Origin of the sequence: Pseudorhodobacter sp. (genome assembly GCF_034675685.1) — a bacterium.
GTDB lineage: Bacteria > Pseudomonadota > Alphaproteobacteria > Rhodobacterales > Rhodobacteraceae > Pseudorhodobacter.
Map to the genome: position 1 here is coordinate 17,153 of NZ_JAUCDA010000018.1, position 12,289 is coordinate 29,441.

At 60.1% G+C, this 12,289-nt stretch carries 9 protein-coding genes; 2 read left to right on the forward strand and 7 right to left on the reverse strand.

The window, feature by feature from the left end:
• Window positions 1–465: 465 nt before the first annotated feature.
• From VDP61_RS15605 to VDP61_RS15635, 7 genes are all read right to left on the reverse strand, one after another.
• The gene (locus VDP61_RS15605; protein WP_323007794.1) at window positions 466–1,284 is read right to left on the reverse strand and encodes an SPOR domain-containing protein; all 819 of its coding nucleotides are present in this window, start codon (window positions 1,282–1,284) and stop codon (window positions 466–468) included.
• Window positions 1,285–1,806: 522 nt separating this feature from the next.
• Entirely contained in the window at window positions 1,807–2,439 is a 633-nt protein-coding gene (upp, locus tag VDP61_RS15610) for a uracil phosphoribosyltransferase (protein WP_323007795.1), read from the reverse strand.
• Window positions 2,432–3,433, reverse strand: a complete 1,002-nt coding sequence (locus VDP61_RS15615) for an adenosine deaminase (RefSeq protein ID WP_323007796.1) — start codon at window positions 3,431–3,433, stop codon at window positions 2,432–2,434. The genes upp and VDP61_RS15615 overlap by 8 nt, the downstream gene beginning before the upstream one ends.
• Window positions 3,430–4,665 carry a phosphopentomutase gene (locus VDP61_RS15620; RefSeq protein WP_323007797.1) on the reverse strand — a complete coding sequence of 412 codons (1,236 nt, stop codon included), beginning with the start codon at window positions 4,663–4,665 and terminating at the stop codon, window positions 3,430–3,432. Before VDP61_RS15620 ends, VDP61_RS15615 begins: the two co-directional genes overlap by 4 nt.
• A complete protein-coding gene (locus VDP61_RS15625) occupies window positions 4,662–5,981 on the reverse strand; it encodes a thymidine phosphorylase (protein WP_323007798.1) in 1,320 nt (439 codons plus the stop codon). Before VDP61_RS15625 ends, VDP61_RS15620 begins: the two co-directional genes overlap by 4 nt.
• Window positions 5,971–6,372 (reverse strand): cytidine deaminase, encoded by a 402-nt coding sequence (locus VDP61_RS15630; RefSeq protein WP_323007799.1) that lies wholly within the window; start codon window positions 6,370–6,372, stop codon window positions 5,971–5,973. The genes VDP61_RS15625 and VDP61_RS15630 overlap by 11 nt, the downstream gene beginning before the upstream one ends.
• 130 nt (window positions 6,373–6,502) lie before the next feature.
• On the reverse strand, window positions 6,503–7,579 hold the full coding sequence (locus tag VDP61_RS15635) for a cupin domain-containing protein (protein ID WP_323007800.1): 1,077 nt from the start codon (window positions 7,577–7,579) through the stop codon (window positions 6,503–6,505).
• A gap of 173 nt (window positions 7,580–7,752) precedes the next feature.
• Between VDP61_RS15635 and VDP61_RS15640 the strand changes: the two genes are divergently transcribed.
• Both VDP61_RS15640 and VDP61_RS15645 read left to right on the forward strand, forming a co-directional pair.
• Window positions 7,753–10,032, forward strand: coding sequence for an NADP-dependent malic enzyme (locus tag VDP61_RS15640; protein ID WP_323007801.1), 2,280 nt, complete (start codon window positions 7,753–7,755; stop codon window positions 10,030–10,032).
• Window positions 10,033–10,306: 274 nt separating this feature from the next.
• Window positions 10,307–12,202: a propionyl-CoA synthetase gene (locus VDP61_RS15645; protein WP_323007802.1), complete on the forward strand. Its 1,896-nt coding sequence runs from the start codon at window positions 10,307–10,309 to the stop codon at window positions 12,200–12,202.
• Window positions 12,203–12,289: the final 87 nt, after the last annotated feature.

Sequence of the window (12,289 nt, forward strand, 5' to 3'; positions counted from 1 at the left end):
CACAACGTGAAAGACATTCTACAAATAAATCGAGATTGGCTTGGCGCAGGAAAAGCGGGGCCACACCACCAGAACGCTTGCGCCTTGCCATAGGCCCCGAAACGCAAAAAGGGCCAGCCATCCGGCCAGCCCCGCAAGCCAAAGTGACAAACCCTCAATCCGCTTTTTTCAGCGCCTTCATGGCCTTTTTCATCTTGGCAAGATGTTTCTCGATTTTGGTTTTGCGCAGTTTGATTTCTTTTTTCAGATCTTTGACTTTCTTGGCCATAACAAGTTCCTTTTTTCGGTTTGGCGCGACAGGCTTCGCGGGATGCGGGGACGGTAGGGTGAAACCGCCCGGCTGTACAGAGCGGCTTATGGTGGCACCATATATAAAAAAACCCTTTCCAGATTGCTCCGGAAAGGGGGTAAGGTTTATTCTGCCCGACTTCTTGCCGCGCCCGTTCAGGGCGCAGATGCCCGAACCTAACGGATAAACGCATCACCAAAGCCCGAGCGGCGGGCCGCTGACAGGGCCGCCTTGGCGGTTCCAGCATCGCCAAACGGCCCTGCCATAACGATCTGCAATTGGCGCCCCTTGCTGGTGATGCGTGTTTTTGCGACCGGCAGGCCAAGCCCCTGCAACCGCGATGCGGTGCGTGTGGCATTGGCCGCCTCGCCAAAAGTGCCAACCTGAACATAATAGCGCCCGGTTGCGGCCTTGCGCGGGGCGTTGCTGGATGAGGTAGTGTAGGACTGGCGTTTCACGGCCTTTTGCACCTTTGCCCCGGCCACCAGTTCAGCCGGAAGATCGCGTGTCCAAACCTGATCTTGTTGGGCCTGCCCATATGCCGTGCCCTTGCCACGATCGGGGTTCAACCGATCATCCTTCCACGCCTTGCGGTAACCTTTCGGCACCTCGATTTCACGCTCCGCGCCCAAAGTCAGCGGTGGCGTGGCGCTTTCCAATCCGCCCGCTGCCGTCGTGCACATGACCGTAGAACCGCCCCCCCGAACCGCGTAACGCCGCGCCACCGGGGCTGCTGCCGGGCATTGATAGCCCCGGCCAGCAGCGACGCCCATATCTGTCGGGCCTGATTTTGGCACATATGCGGGCGCTGGCGGCGTTTGATTATGCGGCACGGGGCGGGGGGTGGCCGACGGCAGCGCCCCGGAAAGCTGCGCGCGCGCGGTCGCAGAAACCACATCAAAACCGGGATCAGACGAGCAAAGCAGCGACCGGCGGCCATCGCGCAGCGTTACCCGTGCGCCATAAGGCGACGAAGCCGGGCAGCCGTTATGCAAGCTGACCGTTGGCCCCATGCGGGGGGGGGGGCGGGCTGCGGGATTGGCGCAGCAACAGCAACAGGTGCAGGCTTGGCAACGGCGCGCGGAACGGCTGCACGCGGCAGGCTGGCAATGGTTTCCATCGGCTTGTTGCCGATGGCTTTGGAATGTTGCGGTGCGCGCGCGCTTGGCGCAGGCAATGGCACGGGTGCGGGTGTTGCAGCAACCTCTCGCGCGGCGGCGGCTGGTGACTGGCCACAAAGCGCACGCCTGTCACGCGAAATACGCGGAACCCAGGTTACACGCCCGCCAATTCCTGCGCGTAAAAACACGCAACCCCGGCTGTCAACATATTGCGCGCCCTTGAAGCTGGCCGGGGGCGTTTCAGCAGGTCCGGCCAAGGATTGGGCCTGGGCCGCAGATATCGCAAAAACAGCCGCCCATCCGGCAACCGCGAGCACTTTGAACAACATTACGGCCCCCCTGAAGCGTAGGCTGATAATGAGTCATCATTCTTTCCGAGTAAAGTCCAAAAACCCGCTATTTTGTACCAAACATGCGATCACCCGCATCCCCTAGCCCCGGCACGATATAGCCATGTTCATTCAGATGGCTATCCAGCGCAGCAGTCACCACGGGAACATCGGGATGCGCCTCTTTCATGCGGGCGACGCCTTCGGGGGCCGCCAGCAGGCACAGAAACCGAATGTTCGTGGCCCCTTGCGCCTTCAACAGATCAACCGCTGCCACCGAAGAATTGCCCGTCGCCAGCATCGGATCGACCACGATCGACATCCGACTCTCCAGCGCGTCGGGCACTTTGCAATAGTATTGGACAGGTTTGAGGGTTTGCGGGTCACGGTACAGCCCGATAAAGCCCACGCGCGCCGCCGGGATCAACTCTAAAATACCATCCATCAGCCCGTTACCTGCCCGCAGAATGGAAATAAGTGCCAGCTTCTTGCCTTCCAGCACCGGCGCATCCATCGCCTCGACCGGGGTTTCAATCCGCTTGGTCGTCATATCCAGATTGCGCGTGATCTCATAGGCCAGCAGCAGGCTGATCTCGCGCAGCAGGCGGCGGAAACTGGCGGTCGACGTATTTTTATCGCGCATCAGAGAAAGTTTATGCTGCACCAATGGGTGGGTAACGATTGTCAGATGGTCACGCATGGGCTTGCTCCAATGTTTTTTGCAGTCGCGCCTTGGTATCGGCGTCACAAAAGGCCGCGTCAAGCGATGCCTTGGCCAGTTGGGCAAAAAAGCCGTCATCCCAGTCAAACGCATCTGCCAGGTTTTCATATTCCTTTTGCATGGTTGTATGAAAGAATGGCGGATCATCGGTCGAGACGGTCACCTTCACCCCCCTTTCATGCAGGGCATTGATGGGGTGCTGACGGATGCCGGGGTAAAGACCGAGGGCGACGTTGGAGCCGGGGCAAACCTCTAGCACGATGCCTTTTTCGACGATTTCATCAACCAGTGCCAGGTCTTCAATCGCACGAACACCGTGGCCAAGGCGTTCGACGTTCAGGTCGTTAATGGCCGAACGCACGCTTTCCGGCCCGCCCCATTCCCCTGCATGCGCGGTAAGGCGCAGCCCTGCCTCACGGGCGCATTCAAACGACCATTTGAAATCAGACAAATGGCCCGATTTTTCATCGCCACCGATACCAAACCCGACAACCCAGTCGCCCGCCGTCTCTGCCGCGCAGCGGGCGGTTTCACGCGCCTTGGCCGCACCGAAATGCCGGATCGGTGTAACGATTCCGCGCAGGGTGATCCCCATTTGGGCCTGCGCGATATCCGCCGCTTCGCGGATCGCATGCAGATATTCCTTCCACGCGCCGATATCGCGCCCGCCACAAAAATCGGGGCTGATAAAGGCTTCGGTATAGACCACCCCATTTCTGGCGCTTTCTTCCAGCACAGCCAATGTTAGCCGATGAAAATCCTGCGGCGATTTCAGCGGTAGGGTTGCTGCCTCATAGACCCGCAGAAAATCCCAGAAATCTGTAAATTTGTAATTCCCATCCTCATCAAAGATACCGCCGATATCTATATGTTTTTCCTTGGCTAATCCGCGAATGAAGGCAGGCGGCGCAGCCCCTTCCAGATGCAGATGAAGTTCGATTTTCGCAGGGTTGGTGCTGGAAATACGGGTCATAAAAAACTGGCTCCGGGCCCTTGGTTTGTAACGCTGAGATGACGCGCCACCGAAGCGGCAACATCGGTAAAGGCGCAAAGCCCTATTTCACCCGCCCCGACACCAGCACAGAGCACCGGCACCCGTTCGCGGGTATGTTCGGTACCGCGCCATGTGGGGTCATTGCCATGGTCAGCCGTGAATATCGCCAAATCGCCGGGGCGCATCGCCGCCAAAAAGGCCCCGGCCCGCGCGTCAAACCATTCCAACGCGCGGGCATAGCCCGCCACATCGCGGGGATGGCCATAAAGGCTGTCAAATTCGACAAAGTTCGCAAAGGTCAAGGATCCCGGCTCGGCGCTGGTTTGCAAAGCCAGAAGATGTTCGAAAAGGTCAGAATCTGATTTCCCCTTATGCAGCGTGCCGATCCCACGATGGGAAAAAATATCGCCGATCTTGCCGACAGCATGGGTTGCGCGGCCCGCATCTTGCACCCAATCCAGCAGGGTTGGGCTTGGCGGGGCTATCGCGTAATCACGCCGGTTCGGGCTGCGTTTGAAGCTGTCGCAGGTGCCGGTAAAGGGCCGGGCGATGACGCGGCCCACCTTGCGGGCATGCAGGTAGGGCGCAAGATCGGCGCAAAGCTTCAACAGCCGGTCAAGGCCGAACATTTCTTCATGCGCCGCAATCTGGAAAACGCTATCGGCCGAGGTGTAACAAATCGGCCAGCCGGTGCGCAGATGTTCCTCGCAATGGGCGTTGATGATCGGCACCCCCGAGGCATGGCAATTGCCCAAAATGCCGTCGGTATTTGCAAGGCGGCACACTTCGGCCACCAGATCATCGGGAAAGGCCGGGATGGTGTCAGGAAAATACGACCAATCCCACGGCACCGGCACACCCGCCAGTTCCCAATGCCCCGAGGGCGTGTCTTTGCCGCGCGACACCTCGGTCGCGGCCCCCCAGCGCCCGGCAAGGCGCAACGGCTGCCCAGCAGCGCCGGGCGCCAAGGCATCAAACTGCGGCAGGGCTGCGGCAGGATCGGCAAGCGTCATGGCCTGACCCAGCCCCAGTTGCATCAGGTTCGGCAGGCGCAGCGGGCCTGTTCGCCCGACCTCTGCGCAGCCCGCCGCACATTCGGCAGCGATGTGACCCAGGGTATTGGCCCCCTCATCGCCAAAATCGGCAGCATCCGGGGCGCCGCCGCAGCCTACTGAATCCATCACGATCAAAAAGGCGCGGGTATCAGTCATGTAACTCTTCCGTGGATAAGGGGCGGCGCGTCGGGCGCGATGTCGCTAATACTATAAGCCGCTGCAAGACGTTTCAACGCAGCTTCGGCCTCGGGCAAGGATGCGGCATGAACCCGCGCAAGGGGCTGGCCCGGCTCTACCGCCATGCCAAGGTTTGCAAGGCCCGACAAGCCGACCGAGGGGTTGATACGGGCCCCGTCACGCAATCGGCCACCGCCAAGATGAACAACGATATGGCCAAGGGCCTCGGTGTCGATCGCAGCCACAAACCCCGGCAGCGGGCTGACAAAGTCAATCACCACAGGTGCCGCAGGCAAACGGTCGGGCCAGCGATCAATAAAATCAACCGGGCCACCCTGGGCTGCGACCATCCGGCCGAAATACTCGGCTGCGGCCCCGGTTTGCAGCGCCTGTCCAATCCGCGCGGCCCCCTCGGCCGCGTTGGTTGCCAAACCACCCAGCGCCAGCGCCTCGCCGCCCAGCGCCGTCGTCAGCCCCCACAGCGCATCATTGACCGAGGTGCCCGTCAGGGTTTCCATGGCAGCAATCACCTCCAGCGCGTTGCCCGCCGCATCTGCAAGCGGTTGCGACATATCGGTAATCAGCGCCGTGGTCCGGCAGCCCGCCCCTTGGGCCGCAGACACCAGCGCTTGCGCCAGCGCGCGGGCGTCGGCTTCGGTTTTCATGAATGCGCCAGAGCCAAGCTTGACATCAAGCACCAGCCCCTCCAGCCCCGCCGCCAGCTTTTTAGACAAAATCGAGGCCGTGATCAGATCAAGGCTATCCACCGTCGCCGTCACATCACGGATTGCATAAAGGCGGCGGTCGGCAGGCGCGATTTGCGGCGAGGCGGCGATGATGGCACAGCGGGTCTGGCCAAGCTGATCGCGTAGCTGGTCATTGGTCAGGTCTGTTCGCAGGCCGGGAATGGCGTCCAGCTTGTCAAGCGTGCCGCCGGTATGGCCAAGGCCGCGCCCCGAGATCATCGGCACATAGGCACCACAGGCCGCCAGCGCCGGGGCCAGCAGCAAGGACACGCAATCGCCGATCCCGCCGGTCGAATGTTTATCCAGAACCGGGCCGGGCATATCCCATGCCAATTGCGTGCCACTGTTTTGCATGGCGCGTGTAAGGGCTATGCGCCCCGTCTCGCCCAGCCCATTCAGGCAGATTGCCATCGCAAAGGCCCCGGCCTGCGCGTCCGAAACCTCACCCGAGGCAAGCCCTTTTGCAAACCAGTCCAAGGCGCCGGGTTCGGGCGGCAAGCCGGCCCGAAGCCCTGCGATAATCGCCCTGGCGTCCTGTTCAGGCGTCATTGACATTGGCCATATGGGCCGCGCTGAACGAGCCGGGCAAAAGATCGGCCACGGTGACAACGCTGGTCTTGCCCTCAAGATTGATCATGGTCACAACCACATCCGGCCCGGCAAATTCAGCGATCTTCTGGCGACAGCCGCCACAGGGGGTGACAGGCATCGGGCTGTCTGAAATCACCAGCAACTCGGCTATCTGATATTCACCGCCTGCGCACATGGCCGCAATCGCGCCCGCCTCGGCGCAGGTGCCTTCGGGATAGGCGACATTTTCAACATTCGCACCGACATAGATATTGCCCGCCGTACTGCGCAGGGCCGCGCCAACCTTGAAGCGGGAATAAGGGGCATAGGCGTTTTCGCGAACGGCGGTGGCAGCTTTGAGCAAGGACATCAGGGGCTCCGGGGTTGGATTTGGCCAAGTGTGGAACCGGGGGACAAAACTTGCAAGCCTTGGTGCGCACGGCACGCACCGGGCGGCGCCACGCCCCCCCCACTGTGGGGTGTTTTTGAACCGGAAAAGGTCAGACGAATGTGGTGGTGAATATGGCCGGCAAAGTGACTTCAAGAAGTTGCAGGTCATTGGTTGTGTCGGCGTATTGGGTTTGAAAGCCGGGCGGGATGACAAAAGCATCGCCCATAGTCAGGCGGAAGGGGGCTTTGCCCTGGCCCCGCAGCGTCATTTCACCAGACATCACATAGGTGAACAGGATATCACCATCATGCTTGGTGGCGGGCGCGGGGCCTGTGGGGCGCGCGACCATCACGCTTGCCACGCCCTTGGTGCCCGCATTGATCGTGGTATCGCGCGCCTCGAACCCCGGAATGCGAAAGGGTTTGAACGGCGACTTCGCCCCGACATTATGCACAAAACGCTGGCCCTGCCACTCTCGCTCGGGGCGCAGATGCGGGGTGGGAAGCACCATGTCATGGTCAATTTCGGTTACATGATCGGCTGGCACGCCGATTTCGATGACTTCGATACCATCTGACGCCTCCAGCACCCGGTGGCGGATTTCAGGCGGTTGGATAAAACAATCTCCTGCAGTCAGCCGAATTTTTTCGCCCTGATCTTCATAGACAACATCCACCCACCCTTTGACGCAAAAAATCAACTGAAAGCCGACCTTGTGGAAATGCACCATATCCGGCACCGGGCCGCCATCAGGGATACGGATATGGCTGGCAATAATCGCGCCCCCAAGCCGGGACGGCACAAGATCACGATACTGCATGCCGGCGCGTCCGATCACCCAAGGGGCCTGATCGGCAAGACGGCGCACGACAAAGGCGTGCTGCGTGGCGGGCAACATCAAAGGCGGGTTAAGATCTTCAATCTCGATACGGGTGCCATTTGGGGCGCACAAGCTGCGGGCTGGAAAGGCATTGGGCGTATCCGTCAGCAGGCGGATGGTGCCCGGTGCCTCGGGCGCGCCCTTTTCAAGACGAATGCGCAGGCCGTGGCCAGAAAAAACAGCCACTTCCGGGTCATCGGCGGGATAAATCATATCAAGCCGCATCCCCAGAACCTTGGTGAAAAACGGCAAATCATCGCGCAACTCTTGCGTGGGCAGGCGGAACTCGGCACGGGTTTCTGGCATCCTGTCCTCGGATCGGTTGCAGCAAATAGCGCAGCATGCAAACCCTGCCGCCTGATTTCAAGCCTGAAACGCACCCTCTATTTTCAATTTTATCCGGAATATGCCACTCATTGTCGCGGGCTTGCGGCAAACGCAGAATAGTTTAACACTCAACTACCTATCGGGAGGGCATCATGGACGAAACACGGCAGGATAACACGCGGCAAGCGGCACTTAATTACCACGAATTTCCGAAACCCGGAAAACTGGAGATCAGGGCCACAAAACCGCTCGCCAATGGCCGAGACCTGTCGCTGGCCTATTCCCCCGGCGTGGCCGAGGCCTGCCTGGAGATCAAGGCCGATCCTTCCAGCGCAACGCGCTACACCTCCAAGGGCAATCTGGTTGCGGTTGTCACCAACGGCACGGCGGTTCTGGGCCTTGGCAATATCGGCGCGCTGGCGTCGAAACCGGTGATGGAAGGCAAGGCGGTTCTGTTCAAGAAATTCGCGAATATCGACTGTTTTGACATCGAGGTGAACGAATCCGACCCCTATAAGCTGGCCGATATCGTCTGCGCGCTGGAGCCAACCTTTGGCGCGATCAACCTTGAGGATATAAAAGCCCCCGATTGTTTCATCGTCGAGGCCCTCTGCCGCGAGCGGATGAATATCCCGGTATTTCACGATGATCAGCACGGCACCGCGATTGTCGTCGGTGCGGCAGCGACCAATGCCCTCTATGTCGCGGGCAAGACATTTGAAAATATCAAGGTCGTTTCCACCGGCGGCGGCGCGGCCGGGATTGCCTGCCTGAACATGCTGCTGAAACTGGGGGTAAAGCGCGAAAACATCTGGCTTTGTGATATTCACGGGCTGGTTTACGCAGGCCGGGCCGAGGATATGAACCCACAAAAGGCCGCCTTTGCTCAGGCATCCGACCTGCGCATGCTGGGCGAGGTGATCGACGGGGCCGACCTGTTTCTCGGCCTGTCCGGCCCAGGCGTGCTGAAACCCGAAATGGTCGCGCGGATGGCCAAAAAGCCCATCGTCTTCGCCCTTGCCAACCCCACGCCTGAAATCACCCCCGACGAGGCACGCAGCGTTGCCCCCGATGTGATCATCGCCACGGGCCGCTCGGATTATCCAAATCAGGTCAATAACGTGCTGTGCTTCCCCTTCATTTTCCGTGGCGCATTGGATGTGGGCGCCACCAGTATCAATGATGAAATGGAACTGGCCTGTATCGAGGGCATCGCCGCCCTCGCCCGCGCCACCACCAGCGCCGAGGCCGCCGCAGCCTACAAGGGCGAGCAACTGACCTTTGGCCCCGATTACCTGATCCCGAAACCGTTTGACCCGCGCCTGATTGGCGTGGTTGCCAGCGCCGTGGCCAAGGCTGCGATCGAAACCGGCGTTGCGACCAAGCAAATCGACGACTTCGACGCCTATAAGCGCAAGCTGGATGGCTCGGTATTCCGCTCGGCTCTGATCATGCGGCCGGTGTTTCAGGTCGCCGCCACCGTCACCCGCCGCATCGTGTTTTCCGAAGGCGAGGATGAACGTGTGCTGCGCGCCGCCAACGCCATGATTGAAGAAACCACTGACAAACCTATCCTGATCGGCCGCCCCGAGGTGGTCGAAAGCCGCTGCGAACGCGCCGGCCTGCCCATCCGCCCCGGCAAGGATTTCGATCTGGTGAACCCGGAAAACGATCCGCGCTACCGCGATTACTGGGAAACCTACCACAATCTGATGGCCCGCAAAGGCGTTTCCCCCGATATCGCCCGCGCCGTGATGCGCACCAACACAACCGCGATTGCCGCCGTGATGGTGCAACGCGATGAGGCCGACAGCATGATCTGCGGCACCTTCGGGCAATATCTTTGGCATCTGAACTATGTCCGCGACCTGTTGGCCCATGATGGCCGCCGCCCGGTGGGCGCGCTCTCGCTGATGATCCTCGAAGACGGCCCATTGTTCATCGCCGATACGCATATCCATTCCGAACCCACCCCCGAACAGATCGCAGAGGCGGCAATCGGCGCGGCGCGACACGTCAAACGCTTTGGTCTGGCACCAAAAGTCGCGCTTTGTTCTGCCTCGCAATTCGGCAATCTCAACACCGACACCGGGCGGCGGATGCGCGCAGCCTTGAAAATCCTTGATTCTGCCCCCCGCGACTTCCTCTACGAAGGCGAAATGCACACGGATGCCGCCCTGGACCAATCCTTGCGTGATCGCCTGTTTCCCAATGGGCGCTATGACGGCGCGGCAAATGTGCTGATCTTTGCCAATACCGATGCCGCCGGTGGGGTGCGCAACATCCTGAAAATGCGCGCAGGCGGGCTGGAGGTCGGGCCAATTCTGATGGGCATGGGCAACAAGGCCCATATCGTCACACCGTCCATCACCGCACGCGGCTTGCTGAACATGTCGGCACTGGCAGGCACCCCGGTCGCGCATTACGGCTAGGGTTTTCGGCCCGGGGTCGGCGCAGTGCCGGCCGGCCCCCCCTAAATCCCTGATCCGCTTTTCTGTTCGGCACAAATATCCTCAGGGGGTGAGGTGCTTCGCACCGAGGGGGCGCGAGCGCCCCCTGAATTTTCGAAGAAAATTCGTACAACCCTCATCCGTTTGCGCTAAATGTGACCAATAAGCGCATCGGCGACCTTACATCAGGGGCGCAACAATCTTGCCAGATCGGCTGACCAAGCGTAATCAATGGCAAAGCAGAGGAGAGTATACAATGGCATACGCAGAGGTCTACGCAGGGTGGAAAGCCGATCCCGAAGCATTCTGGATGAAAGCCGCGCAAGAAATCGACTGGAAAAAAGCCCCCAGCCATGCGCTCAATGCCAACAAGGCCCCGCTCTACGAATGGTTTTCCGATGGTATGGTCAACACCTGCTGGAATGCAGTGGATCGCCATGTCGAGGCCGGTCGGGGCGATCAACTTGCCATTATCTATGACAGCCCCGTCACCCGCACCAAACAATCCATCACCTATGCCGAACTGCGCAACCGCGTCGCGTCGCTTGCCGGTGCCTTGCGCGCCAAGGGCGTGGAAAAAGGTGACCGCGTATTGATCTATATGCCCATGGTCCCCGAGGCGCTGGAGGCGATGCTTGCCTGTGCCCGGCTTGGTGCCGTGCATTCCGTGGTCTTTGGCGGCTTTGCCTCCAGCGAACTTGCCGTGCGGATTGATGACTGCAAACCACGCGCCATCATCGCCGCCTCATGTGGGGTAGAGCCGCAGCGCGTGATCCATTACAAACCCCTGCTGGACGGCGCCATCGACATGGCCAGCCACAAGCCCGATTTCTGCGTGATCTTCCAACGCCCGCAAGAAGTGGCCAAACTGGTCGAGGGCCGCGATGTCAACTGGCACGGCTTTCAATATGGCACCGAACCCGCCGATTGCGTCCCGGTGGCGGGCAACCACCCCGCCTATATCCTCTATACGTCTGGCACCACAGGCGCGCCCAAAGGTGTTGTGCGCCCCACCGGCGGCCATCTGGTGGCACTCAACTGGACCATGAAAAATATCTATAACGTCGGCCCCGGCGATGTGTTCTGGGCCGCGTCCGATGTTGGCTGGGTCGTCGGCCATTCCTACATCTGCTACGGCCCGTTGATCGCTGGCTGTACGACCGTGGTGTTTGAGGGTAAACCCGTCGGCACCCCCGATGCTGGCACCTTCTGGCGCGTGATCGCTGAACACAAGGTCAAAAGCTTTTTCACCGCCCCGACAGCCCTTCGTGCCATAAAGCGCGTCGATCCCAAAGCGGAACTGGTAGGAAACCATGACCTCAGCGCCTTCAAAACCCTGTATCTGGCAGGGGAACGCGCTGACCCCGATACGATCAACTGGGCCGCAGCAGCGCTGAAAATTCCGGTCATCGACCATTGGTGGCAGACAGAAACCGGCTGGGCAATCGCCGCCAACCCGATGGGTATAGAGGCGCTTCCGGTCAAGGTTGGCTCGCCCTCGGTGCCGATGCCCGGCTATGATGTGCATGTGTTGGATGAGGGCGGCCACCCGGTTGCCCCCGGCACGCTGGGCGCGATAGCGGTCAAGCTGCCCTTGCCCCCCGGCACCTTGCCAACCCTGTGGAATGCGGATGACCGGTTCAAGAAATCCTATCTCACGACCTATCCCGGTTTTTATGAAACCGGCGATGCAGGTTATATTGATGAAGACGGCTATCTTTACATCATGGCCCGCACCGATGACGTGATCAACGTCGCAGGCCACCGCCTGTCGACGGGGGCTATGGAAGAGGTGTTGGCCAATCACCCCGATGTCGCCGAATGTGCCGTGATCGGGGTCGCCGATGCGCTGAAAGGCCAATCGCCGCTGGGTTTCTTGTGCCTCAATGCCGGGGTGACCCGTGATGACGCCGATGTGATTGCGGAATGTGTCAAGCTGATGCGCGACAAAATCGGCCCGGTTGCGGATTTCAAGCGTGCGCTGATCATCAGCCGTCTTCCTAAAACCCGGTCAGGCAAGATCTTGCGCGCCACAATGGTCAAGATCGCCGACAGCGAGCCTTTCAAAGCCCCGGCCACGATCGAAGACCCTGCCGTACTGGATGAGATTCGCACCGCCTTGCAAACCTTGGGTCTGGCACAGCAGGCATAAAAACGCCCAAAAAGAGCAAGGCGGCATTTTACGCAACCCAGAGCCGTTGTTAACCATCTTCAGCGCTAGACTTTACCGGTGTGGCGC